The sequence below is a fragment of the Candidatus Colwellia aromaticivorans genome (genome assembly GCF_003333305.1).
In the GTDB taxonomy this organism is placed as follows: domain Bacteria; phylum Pseudomonadota; class Gammaproteobacteria; order Enterobacterales; family Alteromonadaceae; genus Colwellia; species Colwellia aromaticivorans.
Genome location: NZ_QOLD01000013.1, coordinates 108,722 through 123,423, shown reverse-complemented (window position 1 = coordinate 123,423; position 14,702 = coordinate 108,722). Strand labels below are relative to the sequence as shown.

The 14,702-nt window shown below is 38.4% G+C and carries 15 protein-coding genes; 9 read left to right on the top strand and 6 right to left on the bottom strand.

Features of this window, described 5'->3' with window-relative positions:
• On the bottom strand, positions 1-305 hold a 305-nt coding region (locus DWA31_RS02170; RefSeq protein WP_168427263.1), incomplete at its 3' end, for a TonB-dependent receptor plug domain-containing protein.
• 702 nt (positions 306-1,007) lie between these two features.
• On the opposite strand from DWA31_RS02170, the gene DWA31_RS02160 reads away from it, so the two are divergent.
• The gene (locus tag DWA31_RS02160) at positions 1,008-4,472 is read left to right on the top strand and encodes a hybrid sensor histidine kinase/response regulator (RefSeq protein WP_114324873.1); all 3,465 of its coding nucleotides are present in this window, start codon (positions 1,008-1,010) and stop codon (positions 4,470-4,472) included.
• A gap of 62 nt (positions 4,473-4,534) precedes the next feature.
• Here DWA31_RS02160 and DWA31_RS02155 read toward each other — a convergent pair whose 3' ends face one another.
• The 4 genes from DWA31_RS02155 to coaBC form a co-directional block, all read right to left on the bottom strand.
• Complete coding sequence (locus DWA31_RS02155; protein WP_114324872.1) at positions 4,535-5,188, bottom strand: response regulator transcription factor; 654 nt, start codon at positions 5,186-5,188, stop codon at positions 4,535-4,537.
• Between the two features lie 363 nt (positions 5,189-5,551).
• Positions 5,552-7,042, bottom strand: coding sequence for an aminoacyl-histidine dipeptidase (locus DWA31_RS02150; protein ID WP_114324871.1), 1,491 nt, complete (start codon positions 7,040-7,042; stop codon positions 5,552-5,554).
• A 230-nt stretch (positions 7,043-7,272) separates the two neighbouring features.
• Complete coding sequence (gene slmA, locus DWA31_RS02145) at positions 7,273-7,881, bottom strand: nucleoid occlusion factor SlmA (protein WP_114325020.1); 609 nt, start codon at positions 7,879-7,881, stop codon at positions 7,273-7,275.
• Between the two features lie 52 nt (positions 7,882-7,933).
• Complete coding sequence (gene coaBC / locus DWA31_RS02140) at positions 7,934-9,139, bottom strand: bifunctional phosphopantothenoylcysteine decarboxylase/phosphopantothenate--cysteine ligase CoaBC (protein ID WP_114325019.1); 1,206 nt, start codon at positions 9,137-9,139, stop codon at positions 7,934-7,936.
• Between the two features lie 99 nt (positions 9,140-9,238).
• Between coaBC and radC the strand changes: the two genes are divergently transcribed.
• The 8 genes from radC (at position 9,239) to mutM (ending at position 14,222) form a co-directional block, all read left to right on the top strand.
• Positions 9,239-9,961, top strand: a complete 723-nt coding sequence (radC, locus tag DWA31_RS02135; protein ID WP_114325018.1) for a RadC family protein — start codon at positions 9,239-9,241, stop codon at positions 9,959-9,961.
• A 164-nt stretch (positions 9,962-10,125) separates the two neighbouring features.
• Entirely contained in the window at positions 10,126-10,437 is a 312-nt protein-coding gene (locus DWA31_RS02130) for a PilZ domain-containing protein (protein WP_114325017.1), read from the top strand.
• A gap of 112 nt (positions 10,438-10,549) precedes the next feature.
• Complete coding sequence (locus DWA31_RS02125; protein ID WP_114325016.1) at positions 10,550-11,218, top strand: AAA family ATPase; 669 nt, start codon at positions 10,550-10,552, stop codon at positions 11,216-11,218.
• Entirely contained in the window at positions 11,205-11,603 is a 399-nt protein-coding gene (locus DWA31_RS02120; RefSeq protein WP_114325015.1) for a hypothetical protein, read from the top strand. Before DWA31_RS02125 ends, DWA31_RS02120 begins: the two co-directional genes overlap by 14 nt.
• Before the next feature lie 280 nt (positions 11,604-11,883).
• A complete protein-coding gene (gene rpmB / locus DWA31_RS02115; RefSeq protein ID WP_114325014.1) occupies positions 11,884-12,120 on the top strand; it encodes a 50S ribosomal protein L28 in 237 nt (78 codons plus the stop codon).
• Between the two features lie 35 nt (positions 12,121-12,155).
• Entirely contained in the window at positions 12,156-12,311 is a 156-nt protein-coding gene (rpmG, locus tag DWA31_RS02110) for a 50S ribosomal protein L33 (protein WP_011041084.1), read from the top strand.
• A 329-nt stretch (positions 12,312-12,640) separates the two neighbouring features.
• Entirely contained in the window at positions 12,641-13,135 is a 495-nt protein-coding gene (locus DWA31_RS02105; protein ID WP_114325013.1) for a hypothetical protein, read from the top strand.
• A 271-nt stretch (positions 13,136-13,406) separates the two neighbouring features.
• The gene (gene mutM, locus DWA31_RS02095) at positions 13,407-14,222 is read left to right on the top strand and encodes a bifunctional DNA-formamidopyrimidine glycosylase/DNA-(apurinic or apyrimidinic site) lyase (RefSeq protein ID WP_114325034.1); all 816 of its coding nucleotides are present in this window, start codon (positions 13,407-13,409) and stop codon (positions 14,220-14,222) included.
• On the opposite strand, the gene coaD is transcribed toward mutM, so the two are convergent.
• Entirely contained in the window at positions 14,219-14,698 is a 480-nt protein-coding gene (gene coaD, locus DWA31_RS02090; RefSeq protein ID WP_114325011.1) for a pantetheine-phosphate adenylyltransferase, read from the bottom strand. The genes mutM and coaD overlap by 4 nt on opposite strands.
• Positions 14,699-14,702: the final 4 nt, after the last annotated feature.

Here is a 14,702-nt window from a genome sequence, read left to right as displayed (position 1 = left end):
CTACGTTCACCAATGCCGCGGATTTGATAATAACGAGCACGTTGTGAGCCACTGGCAAAATTAACGTTGGGACTAGCCGCTATTAATTCCTCAAGGTGTTGGGCATTGCGTTGTTTAATTTCAATATCAGTTAATACCGATAATGAAGAAGGTGTTTTTAATAGGTTTTGATGACGAAAGTCACTGTTGACAGTTATAACTTCAATAGTAGAGTTTGACGTTTTCTTTTCATTAGCGGTAGCACTTAAGCTAAAAATTAATACAGAAGAAACAGCGAGTGTTAGTGTAGATTTGGTAAAATTCATAAAGATCTCATTAGTATGAAAAAATAAATACTATGGGACCCGGCACTGGGAGGTTATCTTGAATAGACTGTGATTTGATCACTAACCATTCCTACGCCGGGTATATTAATCGATAACTGTTAAGTTATTGACTAATTCTCGTCCAGGTTCAAAGGGTTTGTTGATATCATCAACATCTCAGCGATTGGATATTTATTTTATAAAAATAAAATCGCACTCCTTGGTTTCGCGGAAAGTCTAGCAAAGTTTTTATATGGCTGCGCAACTATTTAACACCAAATAGCTAAAAGTAGTATTTATCAGGATGAAACTAGTTAGATATATTGCTATTCTTAGTATTTATACCCGTTCCACTTGAAAATGCATGATTCAGCTGGAATTAGAAACGCCTTTAGGCAAGGCATTGATTGAAGAGAATGATTACTCCCTTCTCTAAATCAATAACGCAGCATAAAGCGTTTCTAAACCAGCCCCTTGGGGAAGGCTGAGCAAATCATACTCTGCGTTACATTTGTTTTTAAGGACGCTACATGGATGTAGCTTATTAGAGAATGCAGGAGCATATTCTCCTGAATAACCCTTAATAAAAAATGTGCCTTGATTATGAATCACTCAGACTTCCTGAAACGAGCATTTTCAAGTGGAACGGGTATAGCTTTTAGATTCTGATTTCGTTCAGAATGACAACGATAGAGAGTCACAATGTTTCCCAATTGGCAATTAGTCAGTATCAGTTTAACTTACATTGGCTTGTTGTTTTTTATCGCCTTTTTAGGGGATAAATATAAACACCAATTAGCGAAAAAAGGGCAAGGAATCATTTATGCTTTAACGCTAGGTGTATACTGTACTTCATGGAGTTTTTTAGGGACAACAGGGCAATCTGCCTCAGGTTTTTTGTCACATATTCCTATTTATCTTGGGCCAATACTCTTATTTGTTTTTGCTTGGCCTTTTATTCAACGTATTATTCGCGTTAGCTTAAAACTAAATCTAACCTCTATTGCTGATTTGCTCGCAGCACGTTTTGGTAAATCACATAATCTTGCCATCATTGTTACTATTGTTGCGTTTGTCGGCACTATGCCCTACATCGCTTTGCAAATTAAAGCGATGGTGTATACCTTTCAGCAGTTACAAATTGATCAAAGCCTTGCGAGTTGGGATATTGGTTTAGTAGTCAGTTTAGTGTTGGTGCTTTTTACCATCTTATTTGGCATTCGAAATATTGATGTTACCGAGCGACATCCTGGGGTAATGTTGGCGATTGCCTTTGAGTCATTAGTTAAACTTATTGCTTTTATTGCGGTGGGTTTATTTGTTTGTTTTTCTTTATTCGACTCGCCTTTAGATATATGGCGACAATCAGGCGCTAGTTTGAAACTTGAACAGCAAATGAATGTTGATAATATTAGTGCAATGGTAGCTATGTTAGTCATTGTTATGGCGGCATTTTTATCGTTACCAAGACAGTTTCAGGTAATGGTAGTTGAGCTGAAAGATCAAAAAGATACTTGGTTAGGTCGACGGGTATTTCCTCTATATGTTCTTATTTTTGCTTTTTTTGCCGCACCGTTAGGTTTAGCGGGGCAATTATTATTAGGAGATACTGTCCCTACGGATACCTATGTCTTGTTCTTGCCAGGCGTTGGAGGACAAACGTGGTTAACCTTGTTTACTTTTCTTGGTGCGGTGTCTGCAGCGAGTTCTATGGTAATTATCTCAGCTCTCGCTTTAAGTACTATGCTGAGTAATGAAATTGTTTTTCCGTTTCTTTATCGCCAACAAAATGTAGCACAAACCAATTATGATACTTTTAGGCAACGCTTATTAAACATACGTAAGTTTTTAATCCTCTTTGTTATCATGTCGGGATACGCTGTTTTTGTCATGGCATCGCCTGATACTTTATCTTCATTAGGCGAAGTTGCTTTTGGTGCTTTTGCACAACTAACACCAGCATTAGTGGTAGCTTTTTATTGGCGACGAGCCAGTTTGGTGGGCGTTTATGCAGGTATATTAGTTGGCTTTATCTTATGGTTGAGTTTAAACTTTTTACCACAATTTGGTTTGTATGCTTCCCCTTTTGCTGAAGGTATGTTACCTGCTAAAACTACGGCAAGCTTATTTAGTTTAGCGGCGAATATTATCGTGATGTGGGCGCTATCACAAATAAGCCGACAAAGTGTACAAGAACGGGTGCAAGCCTCATTATTTTTAGAGTGGCAATCACCCACTTTATTGAAAGTAGAAAAGAAACGTCAGCTAGATGTGAGTGAATTAGAGTTATTGGCTTCTCGCTTTGTTGGCGAGTCTAAGGCTAAAGCGAGTTTTAGTATATTTCTTTCCTCTAATGATAAAAAACAACTAGGTAACGCAACTTATAATCAACTATTGCTGCAACATACTGAAAGTACTTTAGCGCTAGTAATGGGAGCGTCATCAGCGCGCTTGGTATTATCTTCAGCGCTTGATGGTAGAGATATTGCCCTAGATGAGTTGGCGGTATTAGTTGAAGATGCTTCCAGTCAAAAGCAGCAATTTTCACAAAATTTATTACAGAGTGCAATAGAAAATGCGAGTGAAGGTATTTCTATTGTTGATGAAGATTTAAAGCTTGTCGCATGGAATAAAAAATATTTGGACTTATTTGATTATCCTTCTGACATTGTTTATGTGGGTTGCCCTGTTGAATCATTGATTCGTCATAATGTTAGAAGCGGTTATTGTGGTACAGGCGATATTGATAATCAAGTCTTTAGACGTCTTGAATATTTGCGTAAAGGCAGCTCTCATAGCTCAGAGCGACAACAAGCCAATGGTCAAACTGTTCGTATTGAAGGTAATCCATTACCTGATGGTGGTTTTGTTATGTTGTTTTCCGACATCACCGCTTATCGTCAAGCCGAGCAAGTATTAAAAGAAGCTAATTTAGATTTAGAAACGCGAGTATATGAGCGTACGCTCACTTTAGCCAAAACCAATGAAGCATTAGCGAACGCCCATGATAAAGCTGAACAAGCCCATATTAAAAAAAGCCAATATTTAAAAGCCTGTAGCCACGATTTAATGCAACCTTTGGAAGCTGCCCGTTTATTTACTTCAGCATTAACGGAGCAACAAGATTTATCGTCGGAGCAACAAAGACAAGTAGACAATATTGATAGGTCTCTTAAGGCTGCAAATGATTTGTTGGCTGATTTAGCAGAAATTGCTCGTTTAGAAAGTGGGAACATAAAACCGCATATTGAAGTATTTGCCTTAAATGAGCTGTTTGAAGATTTAGCGCAAGAATTTTCTGCTTTGGCTGTCGAGCAAAATGTTGAATTTAGGTTAGTGGGAAGCAAGGCATGGGTTAAATCGGATCAACACTTATTAAGACGAATCATTCAAAACTTAGTTGGCAATGCATTTCGTTATGCTAGTCCTGGGAAAGTGCTATTGGGTGCACGGGTGTCTAATGATCAGGTTTTTATTCAAATATTAGATAATGGTCCTGGAATTCCTTTAGAAAAACAGGGGGTAGTTTTCGAACAATTCACTCAATTAGACACACCTACTAGTCAGTCAGCTAGAGGCTTAGGTTTAGGCCTAAACATTACCCAATCATTAGTGCAATTATTAGGACATTCATTAAGTTTACAGTCGAGAGAAATGCAAGGTTGTAAATTTTCTATTTCGGTAGAGAAAGCGACTCAATTAATGGCCAAACCAAAAATAGCAATGCCAACGATGAGTACGGGTTTAAAAGATATCACTGTGCTGTGTATTGATAATGACCCAGATGTTTTGAGTGGCATGGTGGAATTACTGTCGGCATGGCAATGTAATATTTATGCTGCTGATTCACGTGAAACAGCATTACAGGAATTTGCTAACCATCGAAATGAGATTGATATTTTATTAGTTGATTATCAATTGGGTTATCAATCGGGGTTACCAGTAGGCCATCAAGCAGATGGCTTAACCTTAATCGCTGATCTGCGACGAGAAGGTAATTATTCTATACCTGCTATATTAATTACGGCGACTTCAGAGAATGGCATTGAAGAGAAGGCAAAAAATGCCGATGTTGGCTTTATGCGTAAGCTGGTTAAACCTGCGGCACTTAGAGCGATGATGAGCGCTAAGTTAGCGCAGAAATTACAAGAGGATTATGGGTATTAGTAGTGAATGTAGGTTGAATTTTAGTCTGAAAAGGCGCAATAGATTACGCCTAGAATTAACGTTTATTTAAAACCTGCTTCTGTTAAGTCTAATTGAGCAATAGCGATAACCGCTTGAGTTCGGTTTCGTACATCTAATTTACGAAATATTGCGGTAGCATGCGCTTTTATAGTGGCTTCTGAAACATGTAGATCATAGGCAATTTGTTTATTAAGTAAACCTTGGGCAAACATCATTAATATACGGTATTGCTGCTGAGTTAAGCTGGCAACACGTGATGCAATATCACAATTTTCATGATCTTCTTTGCTGTTTTCAAATGATTCAGGTAGCCAAATATCACCGGATAAAACTTTCAATATCGCTGCCAAAATATCATCAACAGGCGTCGATTTTGGAACAAATCCCGCTGCTCCATACTTCATCGCTTTGCTAATAGTTACATGATCTTCATGTGCTGAAATAACGACTACAGGAATTTGAGGAAAGTGGTTTCGTACATGAATGAGTGTACTAAAGCCATGAGCACCTGGGATATTTAAATCGAGTAATAAAAGGTCACTGTCACTATTTTCTTGTAGTTGTTGTTCAAGTTCAGCGATTGTTTGTGCTTCAAGCCAGTTGGTGTAATTTAGCTTGGGTTTCAATGTGCCTAATAATGCTTGTCTAAATAAAGGGTGATCATCAGCTATTATTATTTTTTGTGGCTGAATCATAAAATAGTTCCTTAGAAGTGATTTAGTCATTCTAACGGAATAATACCAGATAACCAATCGGACTTGTTTGTTATCTGCTATTTATGTTTATTATATACCCGTTCCACTTGATTATGCATGATTCAGCTGGAATTAGAAACGTCTTTAGGCACAGGTTCATAGTTCCCGACTGAAGCTAAGTACCTACATCCATGTAGCGCCCTTCTCAATATCAATAACGCAACATAAAGCGTTTCTAAACCGGCCCCTTGGGGAAGGCTGAGAAAACCATACTCTGCGTTGTGTTATTTTTCAAGGGAGTGACCCTTAATAAAAAAATGCGCCTTGATTATGAATTACTCAGACTTCCTGAAACGAGTATCTTCAAGTAGAGCGGGTATAATCGTTTATTTTCGGTACTTTGGCTAATACAGCAGTCAGTAATTGCCAATATTGTGCAACGGTGGCAATTTCTATTTTTTCATCGGGTGAATGGGGGAACTTAATTGTTGGTCCAATTGAAACCATATCCCAGTGTGGGTAAGCGGTTTTGAATAAGCCACACTCCAAACCTGCGTGAATAACCATCACTGCGGGTATTTTACCAAATAACTCTTGATAGGTATCACGTACAGTTTTCATAATAGCGGAGTCAGTATCAGGTTTCCAACCGGGATACGCGCCACTAAACTGTATATCAGCGCCAGCTAACTCAAATACAGACTGTACTGTACGTTGGGTTTCTAAACGCCCATCATCATGTAAGCTACGAATAAGCACTAAGGCATTTAATTTTTTCCCTCGGGTGTGAATAACACCAAGGTTTAATGAGCTTTCTACTATACCTTCAATATCATCACTCATGCGAATAACGCCATTAGGGCAAGCATTGAGCGCACGTAAAATGTTATTTTGCGTTATGCTATCCCAGCATTGCTCAAAGTCTTCTGGCGAGATTAGTAGTATATCAATATCAGTTTCAATGGCGCTTAAGTTAGCTTTGATTGTCGATAGGTAAAGTGATAATGCAGATTTTAATCGCTTGACTTGGCTTTTTGCGATAACAAAGCTAGCATTTGCTTCGCGTGGAATAGCGTTACGTAAACTACCACCGTTAAGCTCAGTTAAACGAATGTCAAACTGATTACTGGCGTCAAGTAAAAAACGCACCAACAACTTGTTTGCATTGGCGCGTCCGGTGTGAATATCAACACCTGAGTGGCCACCTTTTAATCCGGAGAGTGATAAGTTAAAAGCTTGAAAATTATTAGGAACGTTTTCAAATTCTAGTGCGAATGTAGCAGAGCCATCAATGCCGCCAGCACAGCCCATATAGACTTCACCTTCTTGCTCTGAGTCGGTGTTAATTAAAATATCACCGTCGAGCCATCCGGCTTCTAAACCAAATGCGCCGCTCATTCCGGCTTCTTCGTCAATAGTGACTAACACTTCAATTGGCCCATGGGGAATATCATTACTGGCTAATACCGCTAAAGCAGAGGCTAAACCAACACCGTTGTCTGCACCTAAGGTAGTGCCATCAGCAGTTACCCAGTCGCCATCACTTTCGTTGATAATATAAGGGCGAATGGGGTCGGTTTCAAAGTTGTGATCAGTATCATTATTCTTTTGCGGAACCATGTCCATGTGCGCTTGTAAAATAATGCCTTGGCGATCTTCCATGCCTTGAGTTGCTGGTTTTTTAATGAATAAATTACCAATAGCATCTTCTTTGACAGATAAACCAAGCTCATTTGCCCAAGATTGGATCCAAAGGGATATTTTTTGTTCATGCTTTGATGGATGAGGAATGCTGCAAATTTTTTCAAATAATTGCCATAAACTAGCCGGCTTCAGTTGTGATAATGTGCTCATGAGGGGATCCTTCATAAATGTTTTGACTGTTCTCGCTCAGATTCAACAAAATAAGCCCTGTATGTTAAATTTTACTTGTCCTTCCTTCGACTGCTCCCTTCGACTGCTTCGCGCTCAGGACGAACGGAGACGCTCAGGACGAACGGAGACGCTCAGGATGAACGGGTTCTTTTTGTTTTCTCCCTGAGCCGCTTGCCCTGAGCTTGTCGAAGGGTCGAAGGGTCGAAGGGTTATTTACTTGCCATTAAAAATTGCCATTGTTCATTAAAGTCACTGCTTGGTTTTTTATCAAAGCCAGACCGAACATATTGACAAATTTTTCCTTCCGCAAATGAGACTAAAATGTTAGCAAGGGCTTGTTCGCTGATACTAAAGGTTTTACCTTCACGTAACTTTCGTTCACGTAATACTTGCTTAAATTGAGATTCAAGCTTTTCGAAAAATTGATGTACTCTACTGTGTAAACGTTCATTTTCACCCATTAAGGCATCACCTGATAAAATACGACACATGCCAGGATTACGCTCAGCAAAAATGAGCAACACATGTAAAATATGATGACAGCGGACTAGGGTTTCTTTGTGATCGGTTAAAATTAAGTTGATACGGGAAAAAATGGACTCTTCAATAAAGTCAATTAAGCCTTCAAACATACGCGCTTTCGATGGGAAGTGGCGATATAATGCAGCTTCTGATACGCCTACTTTTTCAGCTAACTTTGCCGTAGTAATTCGTTGGCCGGGGCTTGATTCCAACATAAGTGCTAAGCACTCTAATATTTGTTGTTTGCGATTAATCTTTTGCGCAGATTTCTGTGTGCTTTTGGGACTAACGGGCATAGTAAGGTGTTCTCTATTTAATAATTTTATCGTTATAATAATTTAATTAACTTTAGTTCTGCTTTGCTAAAAAATGTTGGTTAATTAGCGAGACTAATTTTTTGGCGATAATCTGCTTATTGGCTAAAGGTATTTCAGTTTTATCAATCGCGCTAAATAACGTTAACGCGTTATTCTCACTGTTAAATCCTTGTCCTGATTTTGCCACATCATTTGCAGCAATTAAATCAAGATTCTTACGCATTAATTTACCACGGGCATAATGTTCTACATTTTGTGTTTCCGCAGCAAAGCCAATAATAAAGGGTTTATCAGTTAAACTGGCCACATCGGCAACAATATCATCATTTTTAACTAACTCAAGTTGCATGGCATCATTTGTTTTCTTGATTTTTTGTTCGGCGATATTTGCAACGCGATAATCAGCAACAGCGGCACAAGCAACAAAAGTTGTGCATTTTTTTGCATAGTTAAGTGCTTGTTGATGCATTTCGTCAGCGCTAATAACCGGTATTAATTGGCAGCCAATAGGCGGGCTAATAGCAACAGCACCTGAAATTAAAGTAACTTCTGCACCAGCTCGTAAGGCTGCTTGAGCAATAGCATAACCCATTTTACCTGAGCTATGGTTTGAAATATAGCGCACGGGATCAATTGCTTCACGGGTGGGTCCTGCGGTAATAACCCAGTGTTGACCTTGTAAATATTTATCAGCAAAAAAATCATTACTTAAATTGACTAATTCACTGATTTCTAACATGCGACCTAAGCCAATATCGCCACAGGCCTGTTCGCCACTACCGGGCCCCCAAAGATGGTAACCACGTTCATTCAGTGTAGCTACATTGGCCTGTGTCGCAACAGCATGCCACATTTGTTGGTTCATAGCGGGCGCAAGGGCAATAGGCGCATTGGTTGCTAAACACAGTGTAGTAAGTAAATCATTTGCCATTCCTGCTGTAATACGAGCAATGATGTCTGCAGTTGCAGGGGCAATAATAATTAAATCGGCCCATTTTGCTAGCTCAATATGTCCCATAGCAAGCTCTGCTTGAGTATCAAGTAAGCTATCAGCAACGGCATTGCCTGATACTGCTTGTAAGGTTAGTGGCGTGATAAATGCCTTAGCCCCTTCGGTCATGACAACACGTACGTTAGCACCTTGCTCTTTTAATCGACGTACTAATTCTGGGATTTTGTAAGCGGCTATACCACCACTTATACCAAGAACAATTTTTTTGTCCTGAAGAATTTGCATAATCTGCTAATCTTAAACTTATAAATATTGGTAATACGATAGCATTTATTATGAATGTTGAAAAATAGAAAACACTAATTAAACGCAAGGAAGCCGTGTATGTGTAAACCTGACCTATTGAGAAACAATGAATTTAAAGATCAAACCTTAAAAAATTGGCCAAGTGCGGAGCGTCCGCGGGAGAAGTTACTTAAATTAGGCGCCGTAAGTTTGAGTGATGCTGAGCTACTGGCTATTTTTTTAAGAACAGGGGTGAAGGGTTGTAATGTCGTAGATTTATCAAGAAATTTATTACTGAATTTTGGTAGTTTAGCCAATGTTTTTCGCGCGAATCAAGAAGAGTTTTGTCAGCAGCATGGGTTAGGTAGCGCTAAATATGTTCAACTTCAAGCCTGTTTAGAAATGTCAAAACGCTATTTGGCTGAACAATTAGTTCAACAAGGCAGTGCGTTAACGTCATCACAAGCGACACGAGATTATTTGATTAGCGAACTACGCCATGAAACTAGAGAGGTATTTGCCGTACTTTTTTTGGATAATCAACATCAAGTGTTAAAATTTGAACGGTTATTTTTTGGTACGCTTGATGCGGCAGCCGTTTATCCTAGAATTGTAGTGGAGCAGGCGTTAAAACACCATGCAGCAGCCGTTATTTTGGCCCATAATCATCCGTCAGGAATAGCGGAAGCAAGTATTGCCGATAAACAAATAACGCACAAATTAGAGCAAGCATTACAATTGGTTGATATTCGTGTGTTAGATCACATGATAATTGCAGGGCCTCAGTGTTATTCCTTTGCAGAAAATAGCGAGCTTTCATGACTATATTCCAATATTCCAATGAGATTAGTGATTTAAGTTGATAAATAGTTCAATGCCAGTTACTTTTAGGGGATATTAAATATTTAAGTATATACCCGTTCCACTTGAAGATGCATGATTCGAGCATCTTCAAGTGGAACGGGTATCAATAAAAGGATCCTTTTATGGCTGATAGTAGTATTGATGAGTCGGAACGCCGTAGTTCATTTCGTTTGGATATGGAAAAAGAGTTTATAGATATTATGTGGACGGATGAGAGTGGTCAAGAAAAAAGCAAAAAAATTGTTTGTTTAGATTTTTCTCGAGGTGGTTTGAGGCTTGATTGTGATGTCGCTTTGCCAGTACAAACCGCTGTTACAGTGATTTTTAAATCGGCATCTGCGAATAATCAAAAGTTATATGGCAAAGTTTTGCGCTGTATCAAGCAAGATACTGGTTGGTTTGAGATAGCTTTAGTACTTGATAAAAATAATTAATATTTCTACAACGGGCTGTAAAAAGCTTTTGTTAAAATTGGACCATAATTAACACTTGGCCTAGTCTTCTGTTTTTAATCAAGAGTTAGGTAGTATTTAGGAAGAAAAATATATGATGATATTAGTGGGTGGCGAAAAAGGTGGTAGTGGTAAAAGCTGCTTGGCGCAAAATTTAGCGGTATATTTCGCCCGAAATAAAAAAGCCATAGTATTAATGGTTGATTGTGATCCTCAGCGTACCACATCAGATTGGATACAGGCTCGCAACAGTGATCCATCTCTTCCTGCAATTAATTGTATTCAACTTTACGGTAAAATTCGTAATGATTTACTTAGTTTAGCCCAACATTACGATTATGTGGTTGTTGATTGTGGTGGCCAAGATAATTTAGCGTTACGCGCGGCAATGTCAGTAGCAGATCACGTTGTTATTCCACTAAGGCCTAAACGACGTGATTTAAAAACAGTACCTCATATGGAAGATATGCTCAGTACTTGTAAAATGGTTAATCCGAAAATGTTGGCTTCTTTTGTGATGACTCAATGTCCTTCATTGCCTAATCAAGCGCGTCGGATTATAGAAGCTAAGGACGTTTGTACTTCATTTGGTATTAATGTTCTCGATGCTTTGACGTATAATCGTAATGTTTATGACGATAGTGAAGAGCTAGGTTCATCGGTTATTGAAATTGATCCCGGTGGTAAAGCTGCCGCCGAAATGATAGCTATAGCTGAAGAGCTAATGGCAATGAAACCGGACAATGCGCATGAGTTTAACTGATCTAAAGAAAAACAAGGACAGACCCCATTCGAAGGGAAAGGTTAAAGGACAATTTACCATTGATGAATTTATTGCTGATGCGGATAACTATGCGAAAGGCACGCCGCAAATAGTTAGTAATGAGAATCACGGTAAAATGAACCTTAAACAGGCAATACATGATGCTAAGCGTCTTATTGAGCGAAAAAAATTGGCGGATGTTCAAAGCACACCTTTTAGGCGCGCAACATTTACGTTGAGTGAAAACACCATAGAACAATTAAAACAATTGTCTGAGGGCACAGATCTAGCTAAGTCTCATATTATTCGTATTTTAATTGATGATTTATCGAGTAAAGAACAAGAAGAGCAAATTAAAAAATTATTTGAATCAGATGTGGGCTAAACCGACTTACTTTTTTGCTGGTTTGTTGACGAATAAAACGAAAAGTATTAAAAAACACCTAAAAACTCACCTGCGCGGTGAGTTTTTGGGTGTTAGACCTATTATAATCTATTGATTACTAATGACTAAAATTGATCTGCAGCCTTTTTGTTAGCTTTTTACGCTTAGGGCTAGCATTCATAATTCAGTTTCTCTATAATATGCCACCTTTTTCAGGATCCCGAGACGACGGTCTTGGGGAACATATAGCTCGAGCTGAAATTAATATTGGAGTACTCACATGTCTAAAATTTGCCAAGTAACAGGCAAAGTGCCAATGGTTGGAAACAACCGTTCTCACGCAAGAAACGCGACTCGTCGTCGTTTTTTACCTAACCTTCAATCTCACCGTTTTTGGGTTGAGAGTGAAAATCGTTTCGTTAAATTACGTTTAACTCCGAAAGGAATGCGTATTATCGATAAAAAAGGTATTGATGTAGTATTAACTGACATCCGTGCCCGTGGCGAAAAAATTTAACCTAGTGTTAACTTTTGAAAAATTAAGGAATTATTATGCGCGATAAAATTCGTTTAGTTTCTAGTGCCGGTACTGGTCATTTTTATACTACTGATAAGAATAAAAAGACTATGCCTGAAAAAATGGAAATCAAAAAATTTGATCCAACCATTCGTAAGCACGTGATCTATAAAGAAGCTAAAATTAAGTAATTAACTTTAGTCTCTATTAAAAACCCGGTATTTACCGGGTTTTTTATTGCCAAAAATTCAGTATGATAAAGAGATACATACTTTAAATATTAAATTATACCAATACTAGTAAGTTAGTGATCAAATATTAATGAGGATAAATCTTCAAGAACACAGGTTTTTAGTTCCAGACAAAACCTAAGTACCTACATCCGTGTAGGCAAGGAGCTTGATTGAGCAATAGCTCGCTATTGGGATTGAAAGCAACGACGTTATTGGAGTATTTAGTCCATTTAGAATGATTACATATTTATTTGTATTGGTATTATCTACGCTAAGTCTATTAATCTATGAAACTAACTCGAACTGGCTGGAATAATGTTATTATTTTTTCAGTAATGATTATTATTTTACTTATAAATGCCACCAATGATCGTTTATTTCCTGAAGGAGATAGCGGCAGTGATAAGCTACTTTTACCTGAGCATAGTGTCATTTTAACGTTAGTTATTAATTTTTCAGATAATCGCCAATTAAAATTTGAACGTGTTGGCAGGGCATGGCAAATGACCAGTCAAGGCTTATTGCTAGATTTAAGTAATCAACAAATAGAGCAGCTGATGTTAGCATGGCAGCAAAGTAGCGGTTTAGTTCAAGCTGATGATATTGTTGTTGAAGGGTTGAAAGGTATTGAGGTTTTAATTAACACGGCGACAAATAAGCATGAGCTAGTTTATATGCTGTATCCTCTTGTTGATCAGTTATTGGTATTCAATTTACAAAATAAGTTGTGGTTAGCTTTACCTAAAGCCGTCGCTCATCAACTAGCTCCAATCAATAAATAGTTATACTCATGTTACCTCGAAATGCTCGTTTCAGCGAGAATTTAAAGGCTTAGAGGCAAGGCATTGATTGAAGAGAATGGCCTATTTCCTTGTCAAAATCAATAACGCCGTATGTAAGCCTTTAAAACACGCTCTTCGGGGGCACCTGAGAAAATCATGCTCGTCGTTGCTCCTTTTTTTAAGGGAACAACCATTAATAAAAATAAGCGTCTTGATCATGAATTGCTCAGGCGTCCTGAAACAGACATTTTGAAGTGTCATGAGTATATATATGCCTGAATTACCCGAAGTTGAAGTATGTCGTTTAGGCATTAGTCCCCATGTTCTTGATAATGAAGTGAGTAACGTTATTGTGCGTAACGCGCGATTACGTTGGCCTATTCCTGAGGAAGTACAGAGTATTGTTGGTCAACGCGTGATAGCGGTAGATCGAAGGGCTAAATATTTATTACTCCGTTTTTCTACCGGTACTTTGCTTTTACATTTAGGTATGTCAGGCACTATTCGCGTAATTGACAAAAGTATACCGGTTGCCAAACATGATCATTTTGATTTGGTTTTTGTCAATGGTACAACGTTACGCTTGAATGATCCCCGTCGTTTTGGGGCAGTACTTTGGTTTGAAGGGCATAAAGATGAGCAAGGCTTATTAAGTAAGCTAGGTCCTGAGCCGTTAAGTGATGACTTTTCGCATGGGCATTTATTCAGTAAAGCCAAAAATAGAAAAGTACCCATAAAAACTTTTTTAATGAATAATCATATTGTGGTTGGCGTGGGAAATATATATGCCAATGAAGCTCTGTTTCAAGCCGGAATATTACCAATGGCAAAAGCAGGAGAGATTAGCGAACAACGTTTTAATAAATTAACAGATATTATTAAACAAGTATTAAGCGCCGCCATCGAACAAGGCGGTACAACCCTAAAAGATTTTACTCAAGCAGATGGTCGTCCTGGATACTTTGCTCAATCACTTTTTGTTTATGGTCGCGCAGGCCAAGCTTGCTTGACCTGCAAAGAAACTCTGTTAGAAATTAGACAGTCAAACCGTAGCTCTGTGTATTGTCCTAATTGTCAGAAAAACTAGCTTGGCTTTGGTTCAAGTGCTGCTTTAACGGAAGGATGAACAAATTGACTGACATCGCCATTATGCAAAGACACTTCTTTTACTAAAGTTGATGAAATAAAAGAATTACCTTCAGCAGGCGTTAGGAAAACACTTTCTAAGTCAGGGGATAACCGTCGGTTCATATTCGCTAATTGAAATTCATATTCAAAATCAGACACTGCGCGCAAACCACGTATCAACACTTTAGCTTGATGGTCTTTAGCAAAATCCACTAGCAGACCACTAAAACCAACGACAGTGACATTGTTTAACCCCGTGGTAACTTCTTCAATCATATCGACTCTTTTTTCAAGAGAAAAACGAGGCTTTTTACTGGGGTTTGAAGCGACGCCAACAATAACTTCGTCAAACAACCTACTAGCTCGAATTATTAAGTCTGAGTGCCCATTCGTGACAGGATCAAAGGTGCCGGGATAAATTGCTCTTATGCTCATAAGT

Excerpts from the sequence above, each read along its gene's own strand:
- DWA31_RS02160 (WP_114324873.1), top strand. The coding sequence starts at position 1,008 with ATGTTTCCCAATTGGCAATTAGTCAGTATCAGTTTAACTTACATTGGC.
- DWA31_RS02155 (WP_114324872.1), bottom strand. The coding sequence starts at position 5,188 with ATGATTCAGCCACAAAAAATAATAATAGCTGATGATCACCCTTTATTT.
- DWA31_RS02150 (WP_114324871.1), bottom strand. The coding sequence starts at position 7,042 with ATGAGCACATTATCACAACTGAAGCCGGCTAGTTTATGGCAATTATTT.
- slmA (WP_114325020.1), bottom strand. The coding sequence starts at position 7,881 with ATGCCCGTTAGTCCCAAAAGCACACAGAAATCTGCGCAAAAGATTAAT.
- coaBC (WP_114325019.1), bottom strand. The coding sequence starts at position 9,139 with ATGCAAATTCTTCAGGACAAAAAAATTGTTCTTGGTATAAGTGGTGGT.
- radC (WP_114325018.1), top strand. The coding sequence starts at position 9,239 with ATGTGTAAACCTGACCTATTGAGAAACAATGAATTTAAAGATCAAACC.
- DWA31_RS02130 (WP_114325017.1), top strand. The coding sequence starts at position 10,126 with ATGGCTGATAGTAGTATTGATGAGTCGGAACGCCGTAGTTCATTTCGT.
- DWA31_RS02125 (WP_114325016.1), top strand. The coding sequence starts at position 10,550 with ATGATGATATTAGTGGGTGGCGAAAAAGGTGGTAGTGGTAAAAGCTGC.
- DWA31_RS02120 (WP_114325015.1), top strand. The coding sequence starts at position 11,205 with ATGAGTTTAACTGATCTAAAGAAAAACAAGGACAGACCCCATTCGAAG.
- rpmB (WP_114325014.1), top strand. The coding sequence starts at position 11,884 with ATGTCTAAAATTTGCCAAGTAACAGGCAAAGTGCCAATGGTTGGAAAC.
- rpmG (WP_011041084.1), top strand. The coding sequence starts at position 12,156 with ATGCGCGATAAAATTCGTTTAGTTTCTAGTGCCGGTACTGGTCATTTT.
- DWA31_RS02105 (WP_114325013.1), top strand. The coding sequence starts at position 12,641 with ATGAAACTAACTCGAACTGGCTGGAATAATGTTATTATTTTTTCAGTA.
- mutM (WP_114325034.1), top strand. The coding sequence starts at position 13,407 with ATGCCTGAATTACCCGAAGTTGAAGTATGTCGTTTAGGCATTAGTCCC.
- coaD (WP_114325011.1), bottom strand. The coding sequence starts at position 14,698 with ATGAGCATAAGAGCAATTTATCCCGGCACCTTTGATCCTGTCACGAAT.